We start from the raw sequence: 26,671 nt of genomic DNA, 5'->3' as shown, positions 1-26,671 counted from the left end.
TTAGCACAGACACAGCTACATATTCGTAGCGGGCTGGGCGCTGAAACTGAAATCGCAGGGGGCACACTGGGGAAATGGGGCAAATGATGAGCAGTTTCGGAATCGAAGAGGAATTTTTCGTCTTTGATGCGGCAACGGGGATGCCCGCCGATGCGGTCTCGATTGCGTTCAGGAAACAGCTTGAAGAGTGTCGTGATGGCTCGGTACAGTCCGAGATGCTTGCTTGTCAGATCGAGCATGCAACTTCGGTCTGTGAGGACCGTGACCAAGCCCTGCGTGAGCTGCGTAGCTTCCGTACCGACCTGGCTCGACAAGTGGAGAGGGCTGGCATGCTTGCCGCCGGATTGGGCACAGCCCCGATGATTCCCCAGCGTGCCCCACAACTGGCTGATGGGGCGCGCTACCGCAAGATCGACAGCATATTCGCTGGGCTCACGAGTGAACACTATATATGCGGCCTGCACATCCACGTGTCGATCCCGGATCGTGAGGCAGGTGTCAATGCACTGAATTTTCTTCGTCCATGGTTGCCGACGCTGAGCGCGTTAGGAGCTAATTCGCCTTATTGGCGAGGAAAGGACAGTAAATTTTCCTCGTGGCGCAATATCCAATACCGCAAATGGTCAGTCCAGGGAATCCCACCGCACTTTGCCAATGCGCAAGACTACGATACTCGAATAGATCGAATCATGGACACGGAGTCAGTGCTGGACCTGGGACACATCAGCTGGGGCGCACGATTGTCAGAAAAATACTCGACCATTGAACTACGGGTGGCCGATGCCCAGATGAGAGCCCAAGACTCAGTGCTACTGGCAATACTCGCCCGAGCGCTGGTGGACACGGCCATGGAAACCACCAGCGTCTCAGATCGATATTTTCCCGAAATCCTCGATTTAGCCGCCTGGCAGGCTTCAAAACACGGATGCGAAGGCAACCAAATCGACCCTCTCACGGGGCGCGCACGCAGCATTCATGCTCAAATAGTACAGTTGCTGCAACTGGTACAACCCGCCCTGCAGGCCAGCGGCGACCAGGATTTCGTCGTTCACTCGGTGCGCAAGCTGCTAGCCTTCGGTAACGGTGCTATCCGTCAGAGACAGGCCTACAGCCGTGGAGCGCTCAGTCACGTGCTGGCGACCGCCCATGCGGAACTGGTGATGTAGCAAAGGGAGGAAGTCAGATGACGGGGCAGTTCAGGGACTACAGTACTGGGAGATTGCCTGAGAACCCCTGAGCTGCAAGGCGGACCAGCCGGCCGGCGGCTAAACATCGCGCCGGCGGCTGGCGCAGAGTCCATCTGAAGAGCGCTCGGACCAACTGGCTTGGAGACCTAGCGGATCCCGAGAACCCACTCGTCCGGGAAGATTCTTGGTGCGTCCCGAGATTTCCGTAGTTGTTTCTTGACCTTGGTCCTTCTTCTTGTGCGTCCCAACGCAGTGTGATGAGCTTTCATCTTCGTGATGATTGTCTGGGTGCTGGGATGAGGAGAATTAGTTTGCTTGAGCTTTGTTCTCAAGGGATTGTGTCCATCTTTTAGTCAGCGCCTGAATCACAGCGGCGCTAGCTCCAGAGATGACCGCGAATGCCAGCACCTTGCCCAAGGCCGCCTGCTGCTGTTTATCGGGGTTGGACAGCGATGGTGGTTCTTCACCCATGGCTTTATGCCAGACCCCGGAGACGAGCTTGGCCCCGAGCCAGCCTGTACCGAGCGAGATCAGGGTTCCGAAGATCTTTGTCAGGATTTTCATGTTTTGCTCCTTCATTAGCGGTTAGTTGGAGTTTGATTTCCGGCCGGATCCGCCGTTTCCCAGCGCACCTCATCCGGTTGCTTCTCCTCGCGCCAACCGCGCCATACGGGGTGGCGCAGTATGCGGTCGGAGGTCAGTTCACTGTATCGGACTTCTGCTACGTATTTCGGGCTCACCCAGTGCGCATCGCTTTGGTGTGCTGTCGGGATGTTCTTGGCCGGGGGAGACTTGCGTTCGATCTTTTCAAGGCGTTCTCGGATTTCGGCCAATTGCCCGTCACTGAATCCGGTGCCCACCCGGCCGATATACTCCAAACCGGCGTGTCCCGGAATGGCCAGCAGTAACGAGGCCAGGCTGCGGCTGCGCGATCCCTTCCCTGCTCGCCAGCCAATTACCACGGCTTCCTGGTGCAGCTGGTGCTTGATCTTCACCCAGCTGCCACTGCGTCGGCCCAGCTCGTAGACCGAGTCGCATTCCTTGACCACTACCCCTTCCAGGCCCAGCGCGCGACTGGTCTCGATGGCTTGTTCCAAGGTCCCGGTGTGGGCCGGGGGAACCTGTACGTACTGGTGGTCGATATCTAGGCCTGCAAGTCGCTGGCGGCGTTGCATGTAGGGCAACGAGGTCAGATCCTCTAGTCCTGCGCCCTTGCCAGAAGGCAATTGCAGCACGTCGAAAAGCATGTATTGTATCCTGATGGCCGAAGCTTGCTTCGTGCGCTTCTTCCGCTGGTGGGACACCCGTTGCTGAAGTAACGAGAAATCCGGGTGTCCCGAAGAATCCAGGGCGATGATTTCCCCATCCACTACGGAGCGGTCCAGCAGTAGCGATCCGAGAATTCTGAGTTCCGGGAAATCGCCGGTCAGGTCATGGCCGTTACGGCTGACCAGCTTCGTTCCCCCGTCACCGACTACTGCCATTGCGCGGTAGCCGTCCCATTTCATTTCAAAGCTCCATTTCTGCTCGACGCCAATGTCCCGCGCCGTGCCAGGTGTAGCCAGCATGGGGCGCAACGGTTGGCCCGCCAGATCAGCCACGGCCTGTTTGGTGCTGGGCTCGCGAGCAGCATCCGGTCCTGCGCCACTGGAATCAGCGGACGCCCCGCCCTCGGCCGCCGAAGGCTGGTCCTTGGCCAGCTGCAGCAGCCAGTTGTCCTTTCCGCCCATCCCTGCGGCGAGGATCAGCACGAAACGCCGAGGCACGCCGCCCAGTCCTCCTGCTGAATCACCGGTGAGTACCGCGATGACATCTTTGCCTTCGCGCCATTTCTCGATAACGCACCTGCCCGAATCCCAGATCGTTACTTCCCCGGCACCGTATTGCCCTTTCGGGATACTGCCTTCGAAGCTTGCGTAGGACAGCGGATGGTCTTCGGTCATGACCGCCAGGCGCTGGATTCCAGGTGCCAGAGGCGGGCCTTTGGGCACCGCCCAGGAGACCAGCACTCCGTCGTGCTCCAGGCGGAAATCCCAATGCAGCGCGCGGGCGTGGTGTTCCTGGATAACAAATGAGAAGCCGGTGCCGTCCTTTCCGCCCGGCTGCACGGACTGGGAATTCCCGGATCGCTCCGGCACCGGTTCAGGTGTCAGCGCCGCATCACGCTTGGAGCGGTATACCGCCAGACGATCTAGGTCCTCTTGTTGTACCGAGGCCAATTGCACCAGCGGATCGATTCCATCAGCAATGCGGTCCAGCACCTCGTGGAAGTCCAGCTGCTCCAACCCCGGCGCTTCGATTTCCTCCCAGGTCCGCGGGGCAGCGACAGTGGGCCGTGCGCGGCCACGCAGCGAATACGGACAGACGGTAGTCTTCGAGGCGTTGTTCTGGCTCCAGTCCACGAACACCTTGTTTTCGCGTAGCGAGCGCTTCATGCTGGCGAGAACCAGTTGCGGATGTTGCTTCTGCAAGGTGAAGGCAAGTTCCTTGGCCACCTCGTTGACTTGCTCGGAGGTGTATTGGCCATCCAGTCCGGCATAGAGGTGGATGCCCTTGGAGCCGGAGGTCACCGGAAAGCTGGGCAGGTCCATCCCGTCGAGGATCTCCCGACAGATCAAGGCGACTTCAGCGCACTGCTCCAGGCCTGCGCCCGGGCCGGGATCCAGGTCCAGCACCAACCGGTCCGGGTTCGCCTGTTCCAGCGAGGAATCGAAGCGCCACTGCGGAACATGGATTTCTAGCGCAGCCACCTGGGCCATCCAGGCCAGCACCGCCTCGTTGTTGACCAGCGGATAGGTATTGGAATGGGTCTTGTGCTGCAACTTGGCGGAGGGAATCCAGCTGGGGGCGGAGTCTTCAAGATCCTTGCGGAAAAACACCTTGCCCGGTTCTTCGGGGGTCCCCACACCGTCCACCCAGCGCTTGCGGGTAGCGGGGCGCCACGCGGCATGTGGAATCAGCACCGAGGCGACTTGCTGGAAGTAGTCCATGACTTCGGCCTTGGTGGTTCCGGTCTGCGGGTACAAGATCTTGTCCAGATTGCTCACCTTCAGCGTGTGCCCCGCGACTGTGACGGTTTGCTCCCTGCGTGCCATGCGCTGTCCTTTGCTTTGCCTTATGAGGATCAATCTTCCCGAACCGCGCCGGGGAATCTAGTGCTCCAAGCAAGCTTTGCGTTTCGCGCTGTCGAACCTCAGCAGCGCCTGCCAGTATCGCTGGGGGCCGTGACACGCTGGCTAGAAAAATGCTTCACTATGCCCATGCGAGCTATCTGGACTGGATCAATTGCCTTCGGCCTGGTGAACGTGCCGGTCAAGGCTTACGGCGCTACCGAGGACCACGACATCGACCTGCACCAAGTCCATGACAAGGACGGCGGACGGATCCGCTACGAGCGCCGATGCGAAGTGTGCGGGAAGAAAATCGCCTACAAGGATCTGGACAAGGCCTATGAAGACGGGGATCGGAGCATTGTGCTCACCGATGAGGACATGGACGCGTTGCCTGCAAACAAGGGCCGCGAAATCGAGGTGCTCCAGTTCGTCCCAGCCGGGCAAGTAGATCCGCTGATGCTGGAGAAGAGCTACTACCTCCAGCCGGACTCGCAGTCGCCCAAGGCCTACGAGCTGTTGCGCCGGACACTGCAAAATACTGAGAAGCTAGCGGTGGTGCGTTTCGCCCTGCGCCAGAAGACCCGCTTGGGTATCTTGCGTGTGCGTTCCAAAGTGATGGTGCTGCAAGCGGTCATGTGGGCGGACGAGTTGCGCGATGCTGAGGCGGTGGCTCCGGAGAAATTACCGCGGATCAGCGAGCAGGAGTTGAAGATGTCTGCCGCTCTAGTGGACCAGTACAGCAGTGATTTTACGCCGGACGAGTTCCAGGATGACTACCAGGTCCAGCTGCAGGCGCTGATCGAAGCAAAAATTGAGCAGGGCGAGGAGCTGGATACAGAGGCGACATTCGGCTCCCAGGACCAGGACAGCGAGTCCGGGGAAGTCATCGATTTGATGGAGGCACTCAAGCGCAGCATTGACGGGCGCAATGCTAAGGCCACAGCCAAGGATGTGAAGGCCTCTGCGAGGAAGAAACAACCGGCGAAGAAGACGGCTGCTGCCCGGAAGTCAGCCAAGAAGAAGGCGGCAGCGAAGGAGGCCTCCTCCTCGCTACACAAGAAGAAGGCCTCCGGTTCCGGGAAGAAAAGTGCCTAGCTTGCTAGGGCTTGAGCACCACCTTGATGCACGCATCGTGCTTCTTCTGGAAGGTCTCGTACATCTGCGGGCCATTCGATAGTGGTTGCTCGTGCGTGACCAAATCGTCCAGGCCCAGCGGATCGGCTGCGTCCTCGGCCAGTGGTAGCAACTTCTCGGTCCAAGACCGCACGTTGCATTGGCCCTGGCGGATTTGGATCTGCTTGTCGAACAGCTTCAACATCGGCATCGGGGTGGCGGCCCCTGCATAGACACCGCTGATCGACAGGGTGCCGCCACGGCGCACCGCATCGATGGCCGAATCTAGCACGCTGGTGCGGTCCACGGAGACGTTCTCCATGGCCAGCTGCGCGGCCTTGTCCGGCAGTAACCCGGTCGCTTGCTGGAACATCGAGGAGACGGGGGAACCGTGAGCTTCCATGCCCACGGCATCGAGCACAGCATCGGGGCCGCGCCCGGTGCGTCCGCGCAATTCGCCCGCGGTGTCTTTGGTGAAGTCTAGGGTTTGGATGCCGTGACGCTCGGCCATGGCGCGGCGTTCTGGCACGGGATCGATGCCCAGCACGTCATAGCCCAGGTGGCGGCCTATGCGGGCGGCGAGCTGACCCACCGGCCCCAGCCCATATACCGCGAGGCTTCCACCTTCTGGGACGTCGGCGTAGTGCACGCCCTGCCACGCGGTGGGAAGGATATCGGAAAGGAAAAGGTAGCGGTGGTCGGGCAGCTGGTCGCCTACTCGCACAGCACCATAGTCGGCATGGGGCACGCGTAAATATTCAGCTTGACCGCCTGGCACCTGACCGTAGAGTTCGGAGTATCCGAAGAATTGGGCGCCTTTGTCGTGTTTGCGCACCTGGGTGGTCTCGCATTGGGACTGCAAGTCGTGCTGACACATCCAGCAGTGACCGCAGGAGATATTAAATGGGATGACGACTCGGTCACCTACCGACAGCTTGGTAATGCCGCTGCCAATCTCCTGGACGATACCCATGGTTTCGTGGCCCAGCACATCGCCGGCATGCATGTAGGGGCCCAGTAGCTCATAGAGATGCAGGTCTGATCCACAAATTGCGGTGGAAGTGACCTTGATGATGATATCCCCGGGATCTTGAATCACCGGATCCGGGACATCGCTGAAACCGATCTTTCGCTTACCTTGCCATGTCAATGCTTTCAAAAGTTGGTCTCCTAGTCGTATCGTTCCTGGCGGAAATGGAGTGCTGATCAGTCAGTATTGAACTGGTCTGTGCGCATCTGGGCCAGGTCTTTCTTTTCAGCTGGCGGTTCAACCGTCTCCTGTTGCTCTCCGCCAGAAATTTTCCTTTTCCTCTGCGGGATCATGGGGCGATGGAGTGATCCCCGGGGACTACTCGTCTTCTGCCTTGTTGGATTCCATTGACCGTGCTTTTTCGTCGGCTACTTGTTGGTCCCGAGCATCCCACATTGGTCCGTGGGCAACAAGGCAAGTTTGATGGGCATTTCCTGTGAGTCGGGGATCCTCGGATTTCAGGGGACCCATCGTGGATTGCCGGCACTGATTTCTGCAAAGTTGCTGAACGGATCTGCAGGCGCGGACACGACTTCCTAGTATGTGCTGTAAGAGTGGGGGCAAGCTGCTACCCAGAAGGCTGTGAGGTGTCGAAGAAGGTGCAAGAGCCCGAGAAACGCACGGTGGGATTGATTGCAGACCCTGGCATAGCCACCGCTATGGCCAATCGGATCGCTGTCCGGCTGGAAGTGGGCTTGGAGAAGCTACAGGAGCAGGAGCGCCAGTGGGAGGTGCAGGTAGCTCCCTTCTCTCTGCCCTTAGCGCAGAGCGGTAGGGTCGCGCTGAACGACAAAGTGCCAAGGTTACGAGAGAAGCATGGCTGGGACTTCATCATCTATCTGACCGATGCACCGCACTATGTGCAGAACCGCCCGGTTCGTTCGGTAATTTCCGTCGAGGATGCCTCAGCTGTGCTTTCCCTGCCCACCCTCGGGATAGCCCGGCCGGGCACCGTGGCACGGGAACTAGCAGAACTGGTCAAGGAATTGGCTACTGGCAAAGCTCCGGCTGCGTCGCTGACCCCGCTGGGACGGGCGATGAGCGTGCACGCCAGCCGGCAGGACGGACAGAACGAGCAAAACCGCATCTCGAGCATTGAGGGGATGCGTGGTCGGTTGCTGCTGATTGCGGGGATGGTGCGCAGTAACCGTCCCTGGAAGCTCGTTCCGCGATTGTCCTCAGCGATGGCCGGCGCTGCAGCGACCGGAGCATTCGGCGTCTTTTACACCAGCATCTGGTCCATGGCCGACTACTTACCTGCAGCGCGGCTTTCGCTGATCACCGTCGCAAGCATCTCGATCCTCACTCTCTGGCTGCTATTCCACAACCGGTTATGGGAAAGTCCCAAAGGCATCCGCCGTAGCGAGCGGATGCTCGTCTACAACGCGGCCACCGTGATGACTGTCGGGTTTGCCGCAACAATCATGTACGTGCTCTTGTTCCTTACCCTGCTGGCAGGCTCGCTGATTGTCATTGACCAGGAATACCTTGCCTACCAGCTACGCCACGATGTCACGCTGGCTGAATACGTCAACCTGGCGTGGCTGGCATCCTCGCTAGGAACCATGGGCGGCGCCATAGGATCCAGCTTTGACGGAGCCAAGGAAGTGCAGCGCGCTACCTTCAGCCAGCGCGAATACGAGCGGAGGAATATGGACTTCACCATCAGCGAGGATGACGTGGATTGATCCTCTTGCCCTAACCTCCTAGGAGCCAGTGCACGGCCCTACGGCTGGTTCTTGCCACCGTTCACGTGCACTGTGGCACCGACCACGTAGGAAGCCTCATCGCTGGCCAGGAAGACATAGGCCGGGGCCACTTCCACTGGCTGGCCTGCGCGACCAAGCCAGGTGTCGTGCCCAAATTCCGGCAAGGCCACGATGGGCTGGCCATGGGAAGGTTGCAATGGAGTCCAGATGGGGCCGGGCGCCACGGCATTGACCCTAATTCCACGCTGGGCCGCCTGCGAGGCCAGCGACTTGGTGAAGTTGCTGATCGCGGCCTTAGTCGCAGCATAATCCATCAGGTGATCCGACGGATCGAAAGCCTGGATAGAGGTTGTGTTGATGATCGACCCTCCCGCGGGCAGCACCTGCAACGCCGCACGGCTCAGCGTAAACATCGCGAAGATATTCACATCAAAGGTCTCTTCCACCTGTTCGTCGCTCAGCTCAAGAAGTGACTCGACGCTGATCTGCTTGCCGGCATTATTGACTAGAATATCCAGGCCACCTAACGCGGTGACGGCCTCGTCGATGAGCGTATCGCGGTAGCTACGCTCGCGTAGGTCCCCGGGAAGATGATGCACTTCAACTCCTGCATCCTCCAGCACCGTTGCAACCGCCCGAGCATCCGGTTCCTCTGAGGGCAGATAGGCCAGAGCCACTTTCGCGCCTTCGCGCGCAAAGGCGATGGCCACGGCCGCGCCGATGCCCGAGTCACCTCCGGTGATCAGTGCCCGCTTTCCCGTCAGCCTCTCACGACCCTGGTAGCTGCCTTCACCGTGATCAGCCTTCGGCTGCATTTTAAGGTCTAATCCTGGTTCCGACTGCTGCTGTTTCGGCGGGCTGATGCGTTCCTTGCCTGCACGCTCCGGTTGCTGCGATGGTGTCTGTGTCATGGGATGTCCTCCTCGAATTTTCTTGCGGGCGTTGGGAGCGTTCCCTCCCGTCGCCCGGGATAAACAGTGTTTCGCCGGCCGACCGGCAGATGAACAGGGTGTTGTGTCTTTAGCGCGAACAACCAGCTGGTTACCGGGTGCAACTCAGTTTCGCACCAGGCCCCAGAGAGTGTGCTAAAGCCGAAGTCTGTGATTTAGCGCAAAGCCTGGAGACGGCGCTTTCGGGCTGGTCCACGATTGCTTACGGTGGAGTTCTAGCCCGCCATAGACCTGAGGGGAGCAGCATGCCAAGCACGGCAAAGAGCACGGTCAAGGATGAAGAACTCTACGAGGAATTGCGCGAGGAGGGTAACTCCAAGCAGGAATCCGCCCGCATCGCCAATGCCGCTGCCCGCGACGGTCGTTCCGCGGTGGGCAGGCGGGGGAGGACGATCCAGCGATTACGAAGACTGGTGCGTGGAAGACTTGCAGAGCAGAGCCACCCAGATCGGTATTAAGGGACGTTCGGAAATGCGCAAGTCCGAACTCATCAACGCGTTGTAACTCTTAGCCCGGGATCTAGCAGAAAGGCGTCACGATGGCTGATCAGGAGCACCGGAAGAATGTTCAAAACCCGCCAGAGCAGGAATCACCGCAAGGTGAAGAACAGGTTGCCCGTCAGGGAACCATCAACGAAAACTCCGAAGAGCAGGATGATGGGGATGCGGAGCGCTTCGATGCAGGATGAAATCCGCAGCAACAGAGAGGAGCTGGCATGCAGGATCGTTTGAGAGGTACTAACCGCCATCGGCCCGGGCTGTGGCTGATGATTATCGGCGGGCTACTGGCCGTGGGATTCGCTGTCTACGCGTTGCTCGCAGCGCCCGACAGCACCTCGGGCCCACTATGGATTGTCGTGGGCTGGGGAGCGCTAGTTTTCTTCTATGGCCTGTACCGGGTCATTCGTGGCCGTAGCGCAGTGGACCACCCGCGGGGAGGGACCGATGTGAATGGTCAGTAGTCTTCCTGAGCCAGTATCTCTACTTAGACTATGCCCGTCGATGACTGGAAATCGGTATAGCTGGAGCTCCTGCACGGCGAGGATGGCTTCATCTACGGAGTCGTCGACCCCGATACTCGCCGGTTAGGCCTGTGAATAGTCGCAGGCCTTGGGCGTGGTGTTTTTCATGCCTTCGGCCACGCAATGGACCGCGGTGTTCCGGATGGTGATCGTCCCCATCAAGCGATGATCGTTTCCGGCAATCAGCAGCACGCCCACCGAGAGGTACTTTAACCTCTGTGTCGCCTCTGGACGGTGTGCCGCTCATTGACTCTTTCCGGCGATTCCCACCGACCTTAAGGCGCGACCGGTCCCAAGCTGGCAACAACTGATTAACCATGTACTTGCGGGCGAGAAAGCTGGTATTCGGTAGAACGGAAGGCAAGGACACCACAGAAAGGAGCCGGACCATGGGAATTGTGGATAAGGCCAAAGACCTCATCATCAATGCCACGGAGACCCTGAGAGATCCAGACAAGAATCTAGTGGAGAATACCTGGCCTGCGGGCCAGCCAGATGATGAGCATCTTCCCTCGCAAACCGACGGGGCTGAAGATGTCGTGGAGCAAGGCACAGCCCAAACAGAGCCGCAGCCACCTCACACCGAGCCGGTAACCGGCGCCGAGCCCGAGCTGGATCACTCGATTGAAGATCAGTACCAGCCCGGCCATGAGGATAACGAGGGTAGAAGCTAGACAGCAACCGCCACGGCTGAGGAGGCTAGGGATGCCCCTGAAAGCGTCGACATACTCAAGCACCGAGATAGCGCTTTCTGGAATACCGGGTTGCTAGCCCTGCCTACGCAGCGGCGCGCCAACTCGATGGTTCTGACCGGGCTCTGGCTAGAGACCTGTATCGTGTCCACTGCCGCAGACGCCTTTGCCACGATCATCCCTGGCACTGGTTACGGATGCCATTGCTTGCTCCGACTCGGTTTCCGAGCAGACCACGCTGAAATCCATGCAGTAGCACCGGCAAAACTGATGAACGCGGGAAGCTATGCCAAATGCTCTCATCTTTGCGATAGTTCCCTGACAAACACCGAAAGGACAAAACATGTCACTGGAAAATTCTGAATTTGACGACGTGCGCCAGGATCTGGATGCCGATGAGCCACTGGATGGGCGCGACAGCCAGCCCGCGGCCGGTTCATCAGATGCTCCCGGCGCTCTGGATGCAGAGGATCCCCTGCATGGGGTGGAGAAGGTCCTGGACGAGAACGACCACGATCTGCTGGGTTTGAACCCCGAACCGCTCGATGAACAGCGCACTGTCGACGAAATCGAACGCGAGGAAGCCGGGCCAGCTGAAAGCCTAGGGAGCGACGAGGGGCGTATCGCCAATCTGCCCGACCAGCGCGAGGATCCGGACCAGCAGTAGGACGGCGGGTCAGGGCACGACCTGGGGGCCGGCCTTCGCCTCCCCGGTGAAGAAGGAGACCTTCCCGCTGGCCTCCAAGATCGCGATCCGAACGGAACTGTAGTTCTCGATGCCCGATTGTCGGGCCAGCATGCTCAACTCGTCCAAGCCGATGCGCTCCCTGTATAGCGCTTTACGATCCACTACCCCGTCGCGAATTAGCACGATGGGCCGTCCCTGCATTAATTTGCCCACCTTGGGCCAACGCATATTCGCATAGTTCAGGCCCGCTGCCAGAACCAGCATGGTGAATACCGCCAGCAGGCTTCCGGTGAGCGAACGGTCTTCCATGGTGATGCCCTGCTGGACCAGATCGCCCAGGACCACGAAGAGGACCAGCTCGAAGGAGCTGAGCTCGCCTAGGGTGGTCCTGCCGGAGGCTCGGGTCACCAGCCACAGGATGATCAACGCGGCGGCCGCGCGGATGACGATTTCCATCAGGGGGTCCTCCAGATTTCAATGTCGAGGGTTATCTGCATATCATCCGCAATGATGCCCATGGATCCCTTGGTTTTGGGGTTCCATTGGTCCGAGGCCCGCCCGGTGAACGTGGCGACCATCTCCCGCGCCCCTGTGACCGGGGACACCTCGAATTCCACCGTGCCATCGCCCCGGCTTGCCTGGGATTCCGGTTCCGGGAAGGCCGAGAAATCCTCGAACAGCGTCAGGTAGTCCTCGCTGACCGATAGCTTAACCGTTTCCGACAGCGGCTGCGACGAGCTGAGGGCTATCCGTAGCTGGATTTCGTTGCCTGCCCGCACGACCGACGGGTATTCCACCTGGACCTCCAGGTTCCCGGAGCGTTGGCTGATGGTCTTCCTCTGGTCAAATGCACCTATGAGGGCCATCATCACGAGCGTTGCTACTGCAAGCAGCGTAGCCAGCCTCAGTCGGCGGCGGCCACGATTGTCCTCTTCTGCTGTGATGTCATCCAAGGTGGAGTCATCAACTGTGGCCTGGTAGATGTTTTGCATGGAGCTGGTTCCCCCTTGTTCCTCTGAATTTTAGGCTAGGACTTCCCCCGAGCGTGCTCGATTGGATAACGCGAGTTCACAGTAGATTTTCAGCTCCCGGCCGCCACTTCAGCGCAAATTTTTGGGAATCAGGGTCATGGATTGGTCATGTATGCTCACTACCGGCTCTGTGAGCTAATCGGAATCACTTGCGACGGATCACTGAGTCTCGTTAAGCGAAACACTCGCTTAGTTCACGAATCTCAGCAGTAACATTCTTTCGACCACTAGTCATGGCAGAGAATAGTGCAAGGCGCGAGACGGTACACCTTTCAGAATGCATCGGTGCTCGGGAAGAAGATTCCGGGGATGGGCCAGACTGGCTTGAGCAAAAACAGAAGAGGATTCCCTGCCGCACAATTGCGGCAGGGAATCTGCGAGTTGTCTGAACGGAGACTGCTGCAGCCCCGGCCCAAGACGGGACGGGTTAACGACTCAGATAGGCATGCCGCGCCCTGAATTAACCGCAAAACCTACGCATATCGTACGTGCCGCCCCTCCCGCGCATACTGGAAAAAAGTAGGAAAACACAATACGGGTAGCATTTGGCTAAAGAACCGGTAGTGCCTTAGTAAACACCGCTTTCGATCCTTAGATTTTACTGTCAAGAGGGCATTTAGATGGATATAGTTCTCTGCAGGCCGTTGCAAGGACAGCCTGTTAGCTGTTTTCCCTGGCACGGTCTCGACACTGATATTTCTGCTGATACATTAGGGCATCCGCCGCGGCAATACACTGATCAAGGTTGGTAGTACCTGGCTGCGCTGAATAAAATCCCATGGCTGCAGGAATCCCTGCCTCTTCCAAGGAATCTCTGAATACTGAGAAATAAGCCTCTGTCTGGGATGGAGCTACTCCATTGGCCAAAATCATGAACTCGTCGCCCCCATATCGAGCGACGTGGCAGGACCCAGTGCTTTTACCTCTCAGGATCCCACCAGCGCGCTGCAACAATAGATCTCCTGCTGAATGACCTTGGCTGTCATTGACCTGCTTAAGTCCATTGAGGTCTATCACAGCAACCGAGACGGAATCGCCAAAAGCGTCGAGTCGTTCTTGCGCATCACTGACGATCTTATCCCAGCCGCGTCGGTTCAACAGACCAGTCAGAGCATCTGTTTGCGCTAGGGCATCGGATAGCTCACAATTTCGCCGTTCTCTATCAGCTACTCTTGCTAACTTCAATTGGGCAGATAGAAGTGAACTGATGAGGGAAACGAGCTCTTCATCTATTTCCTCTCCTTCAATGAGCGGATCGGTACGCACCCCGCACAGGACACCAAACATCTCATCCCGGTCATCATTGATGGTGTACCCGGCATAGGCCCCCACCTCGGCTGAAAATCGCATAAACGAATAGTCAGGATCTTGTTGCGTATTTTCCACAATATGAGCAGCGCCGTTGGCCATTCGACTGCATAAAGATTCCTCCCACTCAACACGTTGACCAGTTTTGAGCAACTGATCCGGTTGCACGTGCAAGTGGATCTGCTCTCCATCGATTACGCGAGAAACTGACCAATCTGTCAGCGGAGTATGCTTTTTAAGGTAAGAAATAGCCTGTTCGGCCGAATCTGTGAATATCTGAGCACCGTTAAATTCCTGTGCATCTTTCGCAATGCGTGTCATCTTAGGTTTTAACCTCCATGCAGCTCAGGCGATAATACCCTCAGAGCACCATTCGAAATTAATCAAACTTAAATCCTCAACGAGAACAGCGATCTGGTGTGAAACCGGCTCTTCCGAATTCAGAGTGTAGATACCTAAACCCAACACCACAGCTCACAGGCATGTCATAAATCAATAAAAAGTCGAGGCCTTCACGAGAATGGAAGTTACCACACTAACGATTCTTGAAAGACCTCGACTGTGCACCATTCTATCTATTCCCCAGCGGATCTGACGACTTTCACCGGCCTCGACAGTCTAGGACTAACGGCTATCGCTCAACACATAACCTCAGCCAGGGCTGAGATTCTCTGCGAAGTCACCACCCCAAACCCATGGTGCCAATCCTGCGGAGCCCAAGGAATACCACGCGATACCGTCATCAGACGTATCGCGCACGCACCGTTCAGCTGGCGGCCCACCGCCCTAGCTATCCGTCACCGCAGGTACCGGTGCACGCAATGCCACCATGTCTGGCGTGAAGACCTCACCCAAGCTGTATCACCACGACAGAAAATCAGTAAAACTGGTTTGCGTTGGGCGCTCTATGGCCTGGTCACCCAACACCTTTCAATCTCACGGATTGCTGAAGGATTAGGCGTTTCGTGGAATACGGCCAATGACGCGGTGTTGGCCGAGGGTCAACGGTTACTGATCAATGATTCCACCCGCTTTGACGGGGTCAAAGTCCTTGGCGTTGACGAACACGTGTGGCGTCATACCCGCGACGGGGATAAATACGTAACGGTCATCGTGGACCTCACGCCCGTCATGGAAGACACCGGAGCATCCCGTTTATTAGACATGATTCCCGGCCGTTCCAAGGCCGTGTTTAAGACCTGGCTTGCTGAACGCAATGAAGCATGGAAAAACACTGTTGAGGTCGTCGCGATGGATGGTTTCACAGGCTTCAAAACCGCTGCCGCTGAAGAGCTACCTCAAGCCGTGGAAGTTTTGGATCCTTTTCATGTGGTCAAGCTCGGATCTAACGCGTTGGACCAGACAAGGCAGCGGGTTCAACGGGTGCAGCACGGTCATCGAGGGCGCAAAGATGATCCGCTGTATCAGTGCCGGCGGACCCTGACTACCGGGCTGTCATTGGCTACGGAGAAGCAGAAAGCCAAGGTTGAAGCGTTGTTCAAGAAACCTGAGTATGAGCCGGTTGAACTGGTGTGGAGTGTTTATCAGAAGATGGTTGATGCGTACCGGCAATCGAAACCAGAAGTCGGTCGGTGGGCTATGGGGCAGTTGATTGAGGAGATAGGAACGAAGGTGCCCAAGGGTTTGCCGGAGTTGAAGAAGCTCGGTGGAACTCTGCGGCGTAGGAAGAGCGATATTCTGGCGTATTTTGACCATGTTGGCTGTTCGAACGGTCCTACTGAGGCGTTGAATGGGCGGTTGGAGCATTTGCGGGGTATCGCTTTGGGGTTCCGAAATTTGACGCACTATGTCGCACGGTCATTGTTGGAGACCGGTGGATTTAGGAAGGTTTTACACCCTCATTTGTGAAGAGCCGTGAAACCATTTCCTGCTGAACAGCATAACAACCGTCAGATGCTGAATTGATAACTGCTGAACAGAGATACTGCTGAACCGCGAATTCCACCCTAAACAGAGCGTATCCTGTATAGCACCATGAGGAATTTTGATTCGCTACGGTGTTCTTGTTCATCCTGCTAGCCAGAAAATCTTTGATTATCTCGTCGAATGGGGGAGGGATCTCGACTGGCGATGCCTTGAAAGTAACACTTAGACGGCCGTCATCCGAGTACTCGAACTGGTCTACCTGCAGCGCGGCGATCCTGGATAAAGGCTGCTCGAAAACGAGCAGAAAAATCGCTGCAGCTCTGTCACCCGCGCCGAACTCGGGGCTTTCCAATGCGTGAAGTATCAGCTCATTACGTTCTTCAGAACTGATTCGCGGATCTGTTTGGGCAACACGGTAGGGGAAATCAAGCTTGGGCATGTGTTGAGTTTGGATTGCCCACCGGACGAAAGTTCTAGCGATGCTCCGAGTCGTGGGCCCTGACGCCAACCAGTCATAGATGTCTTGCTGGGTGTAACCGGCTACTGATTTTTTACGTTCCTGCAGGAACGCAAGGAAGTCGATTGATACTGTGGTGGATTGCCGAGCACGCAGTAACGTTCCTTCTTCCAGCTGCCCTTGGCTCTCTAAGGTACGCAGCCTGTTCAAGTAAACGAAGGTGGCAAATTGTTGTATCAATTTCTGATGCGCCCGGTTTGGCACGTCGCTGAGCTTGGCCTCTAGCCACGTTTCGAATCGCTCGACCCTGCTGCCATAATCTTCGAGTGCCTCCAGGCTGGTAAGGATTCTTCTCAGTTGGTTGATATATGAGAGCCATAACTGACTTGTTAAAAGGTGATTTCGTTCGGGTCTTTGATGCGCATGATCCACGTTGCTTCTTTATCGAGAACGCTTCGTGAATCCATCTTCCTTCGGGCATACCCGGAAGACTTTTTGGACTGGGTTTGGACGTACGTCGCGTTGATATCCCGCTGGATTCCGCGTGGATTCACAGTTGCATTCGGGATTGCGGCGGGATCCAAGTGAAGACGTCCAGGAGCCGCACTTGCTCGGTTCATTGGGCGGTACAGATTCCCACCGCCGCTCTGCATGCGTAGACACGCAATTTCTTCGCTGACAGCGAACCGTTTATGCTGAACCGTACGAAAAATCATTGCAGCAACGCGTGCAGATTGAACCTTTCTCTAGTGAGGCACCATGGCAGGAACACAAGATCCCTCCAGCACCCCAACCGGAACGACAGTGAAGCCCAAGCAGCTTCGCTCGCGCCACGTCATGATGATTACCCTCGGCGGAATCATCGGCGCAAGCTTGTTCGTCGGTTCGGGCAACGTCATCCGTTCGGTGGGTCCAGCGGCAATTATCTCTTACCTCATCGGCGGCTTGCTGGTATTTCTTGCCATGCGGATGCTCGGTGAGATGGCAGCTACCCGCCCTGCGGTCGGTTCCTTCATGGAGTATGCCCGAGTAGGGCTGGGCAATTGGGCCGCGTACCTGGTGGGTTGGCTGTACTGGTATTTCTGGGTCGGAGTGCTCGCCTACGAAGCGGTGCTTGGCGGTGAAACCCTGAACTCCTGGTTTGCTTTCCTCCCTGCCTGGACCTGGTCGCTGATCCTGATCCTAATCTTCATCGGCACTAACGCCATCTCTGTGCGTACCTTCGGCGAAGTCGAATTCTGGCTGGCAAGCATCAAGGTCTTGGCCATCGTGGTCTTCCTCGGCGCTGGTCTGCTCTTCGCGTTGGGCCTGTGGCCTGATACCGAAATTTCGGTGAGCAACTTGTGGAATCATGGCGGGTTTGCCCCGAATGGCTATGGGGTGGCGCTCACCGGTGTGGCACTGGTGATTTTCTCCTACTTCGGCACCGAGATCGCCGTGATGGCCGCGGCCGAGTCTGAGGACCCAGCCAAGGGAATTAAACAGGCGACCAGTACCGTGATCTGGCGTATCCTGCTCTTCTTTGTCGGAGCCGTATTGATCATCACCATGGTGATTCCATGGGATGAGCTGCCTGAACCAGTGAACGTAGCCGCAGCCCCGTTTACCAAGGTCTTTGAACTGCTCGGTTTGCCGGGAGCTGCGATCATCATGCAGCTGGTCATCTTCACCGCGGTGATTTCCGTGCTCAACTCTGGACTGTATTCTGCCTCGCGCATGTTCGCCGCGCTGGCTGATCAAGGGTTCGCTCCTAAGTTTGTGGCCCGCCGTTCCAAGAACGGCGTCCCATTGTGGGCTTTGGTGGCTTCCACTTCCGGTGCGGTGATTGCGACTATTGTGAACTTCGCTGCTCCCGATTCGGGAGTCTTCGACTTCATCATGAACTCTGCCGGCCTGGTGGCGTTGTTCGTCTACGTCTTCATTTCGTTGACACAGATGCGCTTGCGCCAGAAGATGACCCCCGAAGAGGTTGCGAATCTGAAGCTGAAGGTCTGGCTGCACCCATGGCTGAACATTGTGCTGTTTGTTGCTATCGCGGGCGTGCTGGGAGTCATGCTCAGCTCCGAGAGCGGTCGAACCCAGGTGTGGACCAGCTTGCTGGCCACCGCGGTGCTCGTCGCCTTCTGGCCGCTAGTGCGCAAGAACCTGAAGAAGCGCGGAACGTCTCAAGACGCCCTGGCGCTGAACAACGGCACCGAAGGTGAGCGCGTCAGCGAACACTAGGAATCATTGAACAAATGAGAATCGCCCTCAACCATTGATCATGGTTGAGGGCGATTGCCGTTCTGGCCCGGAGTGAGTGACCCGAAGTGAGAACCAAAGGGCATCTGGTGGGTGCCTAGGAGTACGGTAAAGGCATGACCTCAGCAAAGATTTCCTTGGGCGCAATCAACATGACCGCCGACAACCCACAAACACAGGCCACCTTTTGGGCAGCAGTAACCGGCAACCAAATTTCTGGTGGAGGCGACAGCTTCTACCTGGCACCTGCCAGTGCTGACGGCTTTGGAATGTTCTTCCAGCCTGCCACCGGGCCACGTTTGCAGTCGCAGGACGCTCATATGGATCTCACGGTCCCTTGGGGAACACGGGAAGAAGAAGTTCAGCGGGTGATCGAACTGGGCGCTACACACAAATGGGATGTCCTCGAAGAATTTGAGCACGTTCAGTGGACTACTCTGACAGATCCAGAAGGCAACCTCTTCTGCATTGCGGAGCATCCTCCGGTTCACTAATTCTTGGCCTTTCTGGGCAGATAATAGAGGGGTATTTCTTTACCGAGTTCCTTGCCGGTGAACCCCAAAATCGACGCACCGTATCCCCAGCCTCTTGCTTTATCAGCGAGGTGGGCGTGATGGAAAGATGGGGCGCCTGCCGCAGCGTGAGTTTGCTCCGATTCTTGGTGTGACGCCTTTTGCCGTTTCAGCCCTCGCCATCCGCGCACGTGACGGTCAGCGTTAGGCGTATCTTGCAGCACATCTGAAGGATCCGTGCGTGCTGTCCCAGCGGGGCGTTGATGCGCGCAAGCATTTTCTCCCTTTGATCCTTGGCTCTAATAAAAGCAAAGAGGAGAAGGCATTAAAGCAGCACAGTAAAGTTTGCAAAGAATGCAGTACGGTTTTTGCTGAGCTCAATGAAGTGGGCTCGGGCCTGCGCGCCGGCATTCTTCCATTGGTTGTTGATGGCACTACAGCCCTGGGTTTTCCGGCGGCCGGCCAATAATTCGGCGGTGCTGGACGTATTAGCGCGATGGCTTCGGCGAGTGTTGCCGGCAGTGCTATCCGTGACTATGTTGCAAACGAACAGAAAACGTTCGATCAGCTCTGACCTCCCGGAGAGTCCCCAGTCGTTCTCCGAGTTCAGGATCCGCTAGTTGGACTAAAGATATCGCCCAAGATCAAGAAGATCTTGGGCGATATCTTTACGCGAAATTGAGCAGTAGCCAACAAACTATTTTTGAGTTTCCAGCGGCAGATCTGACAGAGGTAAGTCATCGCTCGTGCGGCGCCCTCCGCGCTGTGCCCCGGCTCCGGCCGCGATCACGATAATGATGCCAAAGACTTGGAACCAGGTTGGGGTCTGGGCCAAAACGAGCAAGCCGATAAGAATGCCAAAGGCCGGTTCGATGGAAAGCAATGTGCCAAAAGCGGTGTGCGTCATCCGCTTGAGGGCCAACATCTCCAAACCAAAGGCGATGACCGGGGTGATGAGGGCAATGCCCGCTGCAGCGGGCAGAGTCCACCACGCAAAATCGTGGCTGATAACTTGTGGCAGGCCCACCGGCATCGTTGCGAAGGCAGCCACGGGGATGGTCAATGACAAGCCGCTGATTCCCGAGAAGCGATCACCAACGTGTTGAGTCAGTATGTTGTATAAGCCCCAACAGGTTCCGGCGCCCAGTGCGAACATCACACCTACTGCGTCAATTTTCCCGTGCCACGGTTCGGTGAGCAGTACAACGCCTAGGACAGCCAATATTGGCCACATCAACGCCTTGCGGTTTTTGCTCATGATTCCCGCAACGGTGAGCGGACCGAGGAACTCGATGGATACGGCAGTGCCCAGGGGTATGCGGTCAACGGCTTCGAGGAACAACGCGGTCATGAAACCGGTGACCACACCTAGTGCGATCAACGCTGGAATGTCTTGCTTGCGAATAGAGCGGAAATTTGGGCGCGCTATGATCCAGAGGAAAACAACGCCAAAGCACATGCGAAGCCATGCCGTACCGCCAGCGCCAACCTGCCCGATGACAAAGACGGACGTGGCGTTGGATAGCTGGACTGCCAGCATCGCGGTAACCGCCAAGGTCCACGGCGGCAGGCCATTGAGTGTGGAGCGAGGGTTCACTGGGCACCTACCATCCGCTTGGAAACTCGTACTGCGGTGCCCAAAGACTCTAGGGCTTGGCTCAAGGCTTCGCCGCTTGCCTCCAGCTCTTCATCGGTCATGGGGGCTAAAGAATCCAAGATGAAAAAAGCGATAGTGGTGTCCTGGGACAGCGCGGTGCGCTTACCTTGGCGCCAGTTCCAGCGGCGACAGGTCACCCCGGTGTTATCCCGCCAAATCACTTCGCCTGCTTCAGGGTTCTCTAGCACCACTTCGCCGCCAGCACTCGTATCAAAGGATTCGTCACCGGTGGCACGGGTGAGCGTGGCCGGTCCGTCGTAGAGATCAAAGTCTTCGCCACCGAGCGGAATTTGATGCAGTACGGAAATGGCGTTGTAAATATCAGTCAATGCATTCACACGCGGTAAGCCTGCGCCTGCGCGACGAGTGAGTGCTTCGAGGCTGTTGCGGGTGCGTTGAGGTTTGGCGCCAAACCCGCGGTAAGCTTCGCGCCAAGCGCTGATCTGCGGTAGCTGATCCACTGGGGTGGAGACCAATAACTCATTGGCGTGAGCTTCTGCCTTGTTGATCAATTCATCAGCGATCTCAGAATTCGCCTGTGGGTCGATACCTTCAACCACCAACAGTAGTGCGCGGTAGTCGGTGCGTAGTTCTATGGCCGAGGGGTCAATGGAGCAGCCGTGGAGGAATTCGGTGGGGGTCAGTCTATTCGTCATGGGTGTTCTCCGTCTTATGTGTGTGGCCCACGCCTGGTTCGAATACGCACAGGCTGAATATGGCGGTGGTCTTGTGAATGTTTGAGTAAGAGTGGGCGGTGTCCCCGTCAAAGGACATGGCATCACCGGCTTTGAGCTCATGGGCTTCACCATCAACGTCTACGGTGATAGAGCCTTTGAGCAGATGTAGAAGTTCGCGGGTTCCTGCAACATGGGCTTCGCTCTCGTGGCGCTCGCCGGGGGCTAAATTCCAGTCCCATAGCTCAACGACTTCAGGGGCTTGGGTGCCGGCCACCAGAATTCCTCGGCCGCCATTCTCACCGTTCCACAAGACGGCACCTTCGCCTGCGCGCGTCACATTAGAGTGGCGTGCTTCCGGCGGTTCGACCAGGGCGGGCAGTCCTAGTCCTAAAGCATCAGAAAGTTTGAGTAAAATGCTGACGCTGGGGTTGGCTGTCCCTTGCTCAACGTTGATGAGCATGCGGCGGCTGACCCCGGCATGCTCAGCGAGCTGATCCAGCGTCCATTCGTGTTTTTTGCGTTCGTTTTTTACTCGCGTGCCGATGGTTTGAGCGAGCCGCTCCGCGCTGGTCTCCATGAGTGCATCATATTGCACTGAAAGTGCAAATTCCATACCGGTGTCTGGAATGGCCGTAACTTCGGGGTAATGGGACGCCTGTCACATGCGCAAAATTCATTGACCGACACCAATTGATCACCTAGGGTAAACAAAAAATGCATATAGGTAATCCATCTCACGCCATATGCCCACCTCGAAGCGTCCGAATCCGGACCTCATCCTTGGGAGAACCGTTGAACACAGTTGCACCTACCGAACAAGACGTTCTGGCCGCCGCCGCCAAAATCGTGAAAGCATTTGGCACGACTAACACTGAAGAATACTTCTCACTCTTCGCGCCCGAAGCATCATTCATTTTTCACCCCGAAGCATCCCGCTTAGATGACCGCGCTAGTTACGAAAAACTCTGGGACAGCTGGCTCAGTGATGGATGGCAGGTCACCGGATGCCAGTCCACTGAGCAACTGGTTCATGTTTTCGTTGGCGGTGCAGTCTTCAGCCACACCGTGGCAACACAAACCCGCACTGGAAATGATCCAGAGAACTACACCACTGATTCCTATGTAGAACGTGAAACTATCGTTTTCCGCCACGAAACAGACGGCTCACTGATAGCCATCCACGAGCACCTTTCAACGGTGCCGGAGACAGCACCAGCTGAAGCCACCGGTGAGAACGCATGAATCTCTACCGCAAATTTGAACAGAAGCTAGAAGCCGGCGCCGAAAGCTCCGGCCCGATGCGCGGACAGCTGGGCACCGGCCGCATCGGCATGATCTGGCTAGCAGCAAACCTCGTGGTAACCACACTTCTGACCGGAACCTTCTTTGTACCCGGACTGAACTTCTCACTGGCGCTGGTGATGATCGTTTCCGGAACGTTGATCGGTGCCGTCATCTTGGTGTTGATCGGAAACATTGGCACCCGCACCGGGCTGCCGACCATGGCCATCACCCGCGGAGCTTTTGGCACGCGAGGCAGCTTGTTACCCGTGGCGGCCAATGTCATCGTGCTGATGGGATGGAGCTGGGTGCAAGCCATGCTGGCGGGCGTCACCGTCAACTATCTAATTGCCTCCACGACCGGGTTCAGCAATCCTGTCCTATTCTCAGTGCTTTGCCAAGTCTTCGTAGTGATACTGGCACTGTTTGGGCACGAAGGAATCTCGAGAGTTGAACCCTGGCTTGCCGTATTGATCTTGGCCATCATGGCCTACGTCTTTGCCATGGCCTTCGGCAAATACAATCCTGCGGAGTTTGCTGCGATCCCAGTTGATACCTCGCTGGGGTACACACCGTTTATCGTTCTGGATATCGTGATTGCCACGGCGATTTCATGGACTGTGCTATCGGCCGATATCAACCGCATGGCGCGCAATACTCGCGCCAGCATTGTCGGTTCAGGCATTGGCTATACGTTTTCCACCGTGTTGGCAATGATCCTTGGCGCCACCGCTATTGGGTACGTCATCCTTTCCGGTGACCAAGCAACAGAGTTTGATCCAACAATCCTTGTTGAAGCCTTTGGCGCCCCACTGGCTATTGCCATTTTCTTATCGGTGATGGCCACCAATACGATGGCGGTCTACGGAATGATCACCTCGGTGGTCAACTCTCGTCCCGAACGTAAACTGCCGTTCTTGGCTACAGCTTTGGTGGTCGGTACAGTTTCCATCCTCGGAGCCACCTGGCTAGCGTTACTGGATCAGTTCACTGATTTCTTGACGCTCATCGGTGCATTTTTCGTTCCAGTCTTCGCCATCATGATTGTGGACTACTACCTGCTCAAGCGTTCGCGCTACACGCGTGACATCCTGCGCCACACCGGTGGAGCCTACTGGTACCGCAACGGAGTGAACCCGATTGCCGTTGCCGTATGGGTGGCAGGTGCGGTTGTCGCCTACCTGCTGACTTACCTCTTCCCAAGCCCAATTGGCGCCACCCTTCCGTGCTTCTTCGTCAGCTTCCTGCTCTATCTGGGTCTGTCCTGGAAACAACGAGACCGAGGCCAAGTTGTAGCTCATGAGCACCTAGTAAGTGAGGAATCTCAGAACGCCAGCTGACCGGCAAGAGAGCAAGGTCTGGAGCTTATATCTGAATCTCTGGCACCGGTAGCCACCACTTCACTTCTACACATAGACTTGCTAAAAAACGGGACGAGTCAAGCTCATAGCTACTGACATCGAAATGACCGCCAGCAGTGTTCTCCGCCGTAAGAATGTGAGTAGTGACTATGGAAGTTACCGGTGCTTTAACACCCTTCAATTCACCCATTGTGAAACTTGAGCGTCTCTTCGATGCCAACGAAATTGAAATATTCGCCAAACTGGACTCATTACAACTTTCTGGTAGCACCAAGGAACGCACCGCGGAATCCCTGATCACAGCATTCCTAGAGACAGGTGAACTGAAACCTGGCGGAATGGTGGTGGAATCAACTTCAGGTAACTTGGGGATTTCCCTGGCCCGGCAATGCATCGTGCGAGACATCAGATTTGTTGCCGTTGTTGATGAAAACGCCAACAAATCAGCCCTAGACATCATGCGTGCCTATGGAGCAACCGTGGACCTAGTGGTGGATCCACCCGATGGCAACAGACTTGCCGCACGCCGGAAACGGGTCGCTACCCTGTTGGCAGAAAACCCTGGTGCGGTGACCACCAACCAGTACGGGTCTGCGCGCAACCCCGAGGCTCATTACTCCACGACCATGCCAGAAATCATGGAGGCGATGGGTGGGGATCTAGATATGCTCTTTGTCGCCACCAGCACCACTGGCACGATTCTCGGATGCCAAAAGTACGTGCGAGAACATCAGCTCAAAACAAAACTGATTGCGGTGGATGCGCTGGGCTCGGTGCTCTTTGGCGGCCAATCGGCCGAACGGCGCCTGCCTGGTCTGGGTGCAGGAATCGTCCCTGAGCTGTCCCTAGAAGTACAGCCCGACGAAGTTTTACGTATACCTGAGATCGAAATGGTTCGTGGCTGCCGACTACTGGCCAAGCGGGAAGGCATCCTTGCTGGAGCATCTACCGGAGCAATCGTCGCTGCCATGGGGAAAATGCTCCCAGAAATTCCCCAAGGATCACGGGTTGCTTTCCTCGTGCACGATTCGGGGGTTCCCTATCTCCACACGGTCTACAACGACGATTGGGTGCAAAAAACTCTCGGTGAGTCGCCTCAGTCTGCAAATTTAGCTGAGTTAGAAGTTGATGCTGAACGATGATCCGCATAGCGATGATCGGAGGCGGACCAAAATGTTTGTTTGCTTTGCTGGAACTGAACGATGTGCTCAGCGACAACGAAGCCCAAACAGTTCAGGTTGATGTTTATGACCCATACCCGCCGGGAGCCGGACGGGTATGGAATACCATGCAGCCCAGAGAACTGAGATTGAACGTCAACTCGCGCATTATCGACGCGTCATCCAGTCTGTGCGATCAGAGATTCAACGAATTCAGAAATAACGCATTGCAGGGAACTACCGATGAGGTCTTTCCGCCGAGGGCTCTTGTCGGGGAGTACCTCAGCGAGCAATTTCAACGATTGGTACAGCACGGGAAACTGCCGGTCACACATCGGGCATCAGCAGTGCACAAAGTGGAACGCCAAGCAGGACAGTGGTTGGTGACCAGCGACTCCTGGTACGACCTCTATGACGAGGTAGTCATCGCCACTGGGCATGGACTCGCTGGCTACCAACACGAGCAGAAGTCGGCAACGACCATAACTGCGGCTGAACTAACGGTAGAGCGCTCGGCCGATGCTCAGCAGAAGGTTCCCGACCGAAGCACGGTGCGGATCCGCGGTGCAGCACTGACCGCTTACGACGTGGTCATGACGTTGACCGAGGGACGTGGCGGGCAATGGGCACCTTCGAAGGACGGGACACCGGGCCGCTTGAGATATGTGCCCAGCGGAAAAGAACCACGGCACATGACCATGCTCTCGCGTCACTGTATCCCGATGACACCCAAACCCATGGGCCTTCCAACCCAAGCGCAGGACATTCTTCATAACTACCGGTTACAACTGCGCCAGTGGAGCAACACTAGCGAACACCACACCGAGCAGATGTGGCGGATCCTTTTAGCTTGCGCCATGGACATCGCCGGTAGCGCCGGAGTTCCGGCGAACGAAGAATCCCTAAAACAAACGGTGGATAACGGGAGATCAGAGCAGTTCTCCACTCTGGCCAGTCCCTTTGAACAAATGAGATATACCCTTGATGCGCACCGTGGGCTGAAGCCGCAAACCCATGAATGGGTGTGGGCCATCGTTTGGTCTGGCCTGTATTCAGAACTAGTGACCGCACTGGCTAGATACCAGTGGCCCCCGGCGGACCGGAAGAAGTTCAACGCGGCGGCCACTAATCTTGAACGCATGGCTTTCGGACCGCCAGAACCGACGGCGCAGAAACTGCTGGCCCTGTACGACGCCGGAATGCTCCAGCACCAAACATCCGGCATGGAACATACCGACGGCGTCCTAACCATCGATGCCGTGACCGCACCTCCCGGTGTGCTCGCAGCTGCCTTCCCTGACGGAGAACCCGCCAACGAATTGATCAGCTCGTTACTCTCTGCCGGCGAGGTCAAGATCAGGACCGGCGAGCGCGGGCTGCTCACAGATGCCGACGGGACCTGTATCAATGCCGAAGGTTCACGCAACGAATCCTTGAGTGCTCTAGGACGCCCCACCGAAGACCCCACCTTGGGCCATGACACCTTGAATCGAACCTTGCACCTGGAGTACCGGGGCTGGGCCCGGCGCATCATGGCGCAAGTGAACGCTCGAAGCCAGAAAGTAGCCAACTGATGCCACCGCTGATGCACGGAAC

General features: G+C 56.8%; 27 protein-coding genes and 2 pseudogenes. 17 read left to right on the top strand and 12 right to left on the bottom strand.

Going from position 1 to position 26,671, the window contains the following annotated elements; all coding sequences use genetic code 11:
* Nucleotides 1-83: 83 nt before the first annotated feature.
* Complete coding sequence (locus AC1Z3F_RS12515) at nucleotides 84-1,166, top strand: carboxylate-amine ligase (RefSeq protein WP_483565901.1); 1,083 nt, start codon at nucleotides 84-86, stop codon at nucleotides 1,164-1,166.
* Between the two features lie 327 nt (nucleotides 1,167-1,493).
* On the opposite strand, the gene AC1Z3F_RS12510 is transcribed toward AC1Z3F_RS12515, so the two are convergent.
* Together AC1Z3F_RS12510 and AC1Z3F_RS12505 are read right to left on the bottom strand one after the other, a co-directional pair.
* Nucleotides 1,494-1,751: a DUF4235 domain-containing protein gene (locus AC1Z3F_RS12510; RefSeq protein ID WP_483565900.1), complete on the bottom strand. Its 258-nt coding sequence runs from the start codon at nucleotides 1,749-1,751 to the stop codon at nucleotides 1,494-1,496.
* Between the two features lie 14 nt (nucleotides 1,752-1,765).
* The gene (locus AC1Z3F_RS12505; RefSeq protein ID WP_483565899.1) at nucleotides 1,766-4,282 is read right to left on the bottom strand and encodes an ATP-dependent DNA ligase; all 2,517 of its coding nucleotides are present in this window, start codon (nucleotides 4,280-4,282) and stop codon (nucleotides 1,766-1,768) included.
* Between the two features lie 159 nt (nucleotides 4,283-4,441).
* Between AC1Z3F_RS12505 and ku the strand changes: the two genes are divergently transcribed.
* Complete coding sequence (ku, locus tag AC1Z3F_RS12500) at nucleotides 4,442-5,395, top strand: non-homologous end joining protein Ku (RefSeq protein WP_483565898.1); 954 nt, start codon at nucleotides 4,442-4,444, stop codon at nucleotides 5,393-5,395.
* A 4-nt stretch (nucleotides 5,396-5,399) separates the two neighbouring features.
* Here ku and AC1Z3F_RS12495 read toward each other — a convergent pair whose 3' ends face one another.
* Entirely contained in the window at nucleotides 5,400-6,572 is a 1,173-nt protein-coding gene (locus tag AC1Z3F_RS12495; RefSeq protein ID WP_483565897.1) for an alcohol dehydrogenase catalytic domain-containing protein, read from the bottom strand.
* Between the two features lie 458 nt (nucleotides 6,573-7,030).
* Here AC1Z3F_RS12495 and AC1Z3F_RS12490 point away from each other — a divergent pair, with 458 nt between their 5' ends.
* Complete coding sequence (locus AC1Z3F_RS12490; RefSeq protein ID WP_483565896.1) at nucleotides 7,031-8,131, top strand: hypothetical protein; 1,101 nt, start codon at nucleotides 7,031-7,033, stop codon at nucleotides 8,129-8,131.
* A gap of 38 nt (nucleotides 8,132-8,169) precedes the next feature.
* On the opposite strand, the gene AC1Z3F_RS12485 is transcribed toward AC1Z3F_RS12490, so the two are convergent.
* Nucleotides 8,170-9,063: an SDR family oxidoreductase gene (locus AC1Z3F_RS12485; RefSeq protein WP_483565895.1), complete on the bottom strand. Its 894-nt coding sequence runs from the start codon at nucleotides 9,061-9,063 to the stop codon at nucleotides 8,170-8,172.
* A 284-nt stretch (nucleotides 9,064-9,347) separates the two neighbouring features.
* On the opposite strand from AC1Z3F_RS12485, the pseudogene AC1Z3F_RS12480 reads away from it, so the two are divergent.
* From AC1Z3F_RS12480 to AC1Z3F_RS12470, 3 genes and pseudogenes are all read left to right on the top strand, one after another.
* A pseudogene (locus tag AC1Z3F_RS12480) lies at nucleotides 9,348-9,606 on the top strand (DUF7218 family protein).
* A 34-nt stretch (nucleotides 9,607-9,640) separates the two neighbouring features.
* Nucleotides 9,641-9,790 carry a hypothetical protein gene (locus AC1Z3F_RS12475; RefSeq protein WP_483565894.1) on the top strand — a complete coding sequence of 50 codons (150 nt, stop codon included), beginning with the start codon at nucleotides 9,641-9,643 and terminating at the stop codon, nucleotides 9,788-9,790.
* A gap of 27 nt (nucleotides 9,791-9,817) precedes the next feature.
* Nucleotides 9,818-10,063 (top strand): hypothetical protein, encoded by a 246-nt coding sequence (locus tag AC1Z3F_RS12470; RefSeq protein WP_483565893.1) that lies wholly within the window; start codon nucleotides 9,818-9,820, stop codon nucleotides 10,061-10,063.
* A gap of 123 nt (nucleotides 10,064-10,186) precedes the next feature.
* On the opposite strand, the gene AC1Z3F_RS12465 is transcribed toward AC1Z3F_RS12470, so the two are convergent.
* Complete coding sequence (locus tag AC1Z3F_RS12465; protein WP_483565892.1) at nucleotides 10,187-10,321, bottom strand: hypothetical protein; 135 nt, start codon at nucleotides 10,319-10,321, stop codon at nucleotides 10,187-10,189.
* A gap of 191 nt (nucleotides 10,322-10,512) precedes the next feature.
* Here AC1Z3F_RS12465 and AC1Z3F_RS12460 point away from each other — a divergent pair, with 191 nt between their 5' ends.
* The 3 genes and pseudogenes from AC1Z3F_RS12460 to AC1Z3F_RS12450 all read left to right on the top strand — a co-directional run bounded on the left by AC1Z3F_RS12460 (nucleotide 10,513) and on the right by AC1Z3F_RS12450 (nucleotide 11,482).
* A complete protein-coding gene (locus AC1Z3F_RS12460; RefSeq protein ID WP_483565891.1) occupies nucleotides 10,513-10,797 on the top strand; it encodes a hypothetical protein in 285 nt (94 codons plus the stop codon).
* Nucleotides 10,798-10,830: 33 nt separating this feature from the next.
* A pseudogene (locus AC1Z3F_RS12455) lies at nucleotides 10,831-11,178 on the top strand (isochorismatase family protein); the annotation flags it as partial.
* Nucleotides 11,159-11,482 carry a hypothetical protein gene (locus tag AC1Z3F_RS12450; RefSeq protein WP_483565890.1) on the top strand — a complete coding sequence of 108 codons (324 nt, stop codon included), beginning with the start codon at nucleotides 11,159-11,161 and terminating at the stop codon, nucleotides 11,480-11,482. The pseudogene AC1Z3F_RS12455 and the gene AC1Z3F_RS12450, both read left to right, overlap by 20 nt.
* A gap of 9 nt (nucleotides 11,483-11,491) precedes the next feature.
* On the opposite strand, the gene AC1Z3F_RS12445 is transcribed toward AC1Z3F_RS12450, so the two are convergent.
* From AC1Z3F_RS12445 to AC1Z3F_RS12435, 3 genes are all read right to left on the bottom strand, one after another.
* Nucleotides 11,492-11,959 carry a DUF421 domain-containing protein gene (locus AC1Z3F_RS12445; protein ID WP_483565889.1) on the bottom strand — a complete coding sequence of 156 codons (468 nt, stop codon included), beginning with the start codon at nucleotides 11,957-11,959 and terminating at the stop codon, nucleotides 11,492-11,494.
* Nucleotides 11,959-12,495, bottom strand: coding sequence for a hypothetical protein (locus AC1Z3F_RS12440; protein WP_483565888.1), 537 nt, complete (start codon nucleotides 12,493-12,495; stop codon nucleotides 11,959-11,961). The genes AC1Z3F_RS12445 and AC1Z3F_RS12440 overlap by 1 nt, the downstream gene beginning before the upstream one ends.
* Nucleotides 12,496-13,194: 699 nt before the next feature.
* Nucleotides 13,195-14,163 carry a GGDEF domain-containing protein gene (locus AC1Z3F_RS12435; protein ID WP_483565887.1) on the bottom strand — a complete coding sequence of 323 codons (969 nt, stop codon included), beginning with the start codon at nucleotides 14,161-14,163 and terminating at the stop codon, nucleotides 13,195-13,197.
* Nucleotides 14,164-14,403: 240 nt separating this feature from the next.
* On the opposite strand from AC1Z3F_RS12435, the gene AC1Z3F_RS12430 reads away from it, so the two are divergent.
* The gene (locus tag AC1Z3F_RS12430; protein WP_483565886.1) at nucleotides 14,404-15,711 is read left to right on the top strand and encodes an ISL3 family transposase; all 1,308 of its coding nucleotides are present in this window, start codon (nucleotides 14,404-14,406) and stop codon (nucleotides 15,709-15,711) included.
* Here the strand turns inward: AC1Z3F_RS12430 and AC1Z3F_RS12425 are convergent.
* Complete coding sequence (locus AC1Z3F_RS12425) at nucleotides 15,683-16,618, bottom strand: hypothetical protein (RefSeq protein WP_483565885.1); 936 nt, start codon at nucleotides 16,616-16,618, stop codon at nucleotides 15,683-15,685. The two genes, AC1Z3F_RS12430 and AC1Z3F_RS12425, sit on opposite strands and share 29 nt — an antisense overlap.
* Nucleotides 16,619-16,945: 327 nt before the next feature.
* On the opposite strand from AC1Z3F_RS12425, the gene AC1Z3F_RS12420 reads away from it, so the two are divergent.
* From AC1Z3F_RS12420 to AC1Z3F_RS12410, 3 genes are all read left to right on the top strand, one after another.
* Nucleotides 16,946-18,409: an amino acid permease gene (locus AC1Z3F_RS12420; protein ID WP_483565884.1), complete on the top strand. Its 1,464-nt coding sequence runs from the start codon at nucleotides 16,946-16,948 to the stop codon at nucleotides 18,407-18,409.
* 134 nt (nucleotides 18,410-18,543) lie between these two features.
* Nucleotides 18,544-18,921, top strand: coding sequence for a VOC family protein (locus tag AC1Z3F_RS12415; RefSeq protein WP_483565883.1), 378 nt, complete (start codon nucleotides 18,544-18,546; stop codon nucleotides 18,919-18,921).
* 259 nt (nucleotides 18,922-19,180) lie between these two features.
* Nucleotides 19,181-19,408, top strand: coding sequence for a hypothetical protein (locus AC1Z3F_RS12410; RefSeq protein ID WP_483565882.1), 228 nt, complete (start codon nucleotides 19,181-19,183; stop codon nucleotides 19,406-19,408).
* Nucleotides 19,409-19,636: 228 nt separating this feature from the next.
* Here the strand turns inward: AC1Z3F_RS12410 and AC1Z3F_RS12405 are convergent, their stop codons facing one another.
* From AC1Z3F_RS12405 to AC1Z3F_RS12395, 3 genes are read right to left on the bottom strand one after another with little or no spacing between them, the layout of a single operon-like run.
* Nucleotides 19,637-20,536, bottom strand: coding sequence for an EamA family transporter (locus tag AC1Z3F_RS12405; protein WP_444614397.1), 900 nt, complete (start codon nucleotides 20,534-20,536; stop codon nucleotides 19,637-19,639).
* Nucleotides 20,533-21,252 (bottom strand): B3/B4 domain-containing protein, encoded by a 720-nt coding sequence (locus AC1Z3F_RS12400; RefSeq protein WP_483565881.1) that lies wholly within the window; start codon nucleotides 21,250-21,252, stop codon nucleotides 20,533-20,535. The genes AC1Z3F_RS12405 and AC1Z3F_RS12400 overlap by 4 nt, the downstream gene beginning before the upstream one ends.
* Nucleotides 21,242-21,850: a helix-turn-helix domain-containing protein gene (locus AC1Z3F_RS12395; RefSeq protein WP_131089391.1), complete on the bottom strand. Its 609-nt coding sequence runs from the start codon at nucleotides 21,848-21,850 to the stop codon at nucleotides 21,242-21,244. The genes AC1Z3F_RS12400 and AC1Z3F_RS12395 overlap by 11 nt, the downstream gene beginning before the upstream one ends.
* A 215-nt stretch (nucleotides 21,851-22,065) precedes the next feature.
* Here AC1Z3F_RS12395 and AC1Z3F_RS12390 point away from each other — a divergent pair, with 215 nt between their 5' ends.
* The 4 genes from AC1Z3F_RS12390 (at nucleotide 22,066) to AC1Z3F_RS12375 (ending at nucleotide 26,649) form a co-directional block, all read left to right on the top strand.
* A complete protein-coding gene (locus AC1Z3F_RS12390; protein WP_483565880.1) occupies nucleotides 22,066-22,515 on the top strand; it encodes a YybH family protein in 450 nt (149 codons plus the stop codon).
* Nucleotides 22,512-23,894: a purine-cytosine permease family protein gene (locus AC1Z3F_RS12385; RefSeq protein ID WP_483565879.1), complete on the top strand. Its 1,383-nt coding sequence runs from the start codon at nucleotides 22,512-22,514 to the stop codon at nucleotides 23,892-23,894. Before AC1Z3F_RS12390 ends, AC1Z3F_RS12385 begins: the two co-directional genes overlap by 4 nt.
* A 170-nt stretch (nucleotides 23,895-24,064) precedes the next feature.
* Complete coding sequence (locus AC1Z3F_RS12380; RefSeq protein ID WP_483566964.1) at nucleotides 24,065-25,057, top strand: pyridoxal-phosphate dependent enzyme; 993 nt, start codon at nucleotides 24,065-24,067, stop codon at nucleotides 25,055-25,057.
* Nucleotides 25,054-26,649 carry an FAD/NAD(P)-binding protein gene (locus tag AC1Z3F_RS12375; RefSeq protein ID WP_483565878.1) on the top strand — a complete coding sequence of 532 codons (1,596 nt, stop codon included), beginning with the start codon at nucleotides 25,054-25,056 and terminating at the stop codon, nucleotides 26,647-26,649. The genes AC1Z3F_RS12380 and AC1Z3F_RS12375 overlap by 4 nt, the downstream gene beginning before the upstream one ends.
* Nucleotides 26,650-26,671 lie beyond the last annotated feature (22 nt).

The sequence above is a fragment of the Glutamicibacter sp. MOO4 genome (assembly GCF_056934395.1).
The sequence above is the reverse complement of the archived record's forward strand: the minus strand, read 5'-3'. Positions and strand labels throughout refer to the sequence as shown.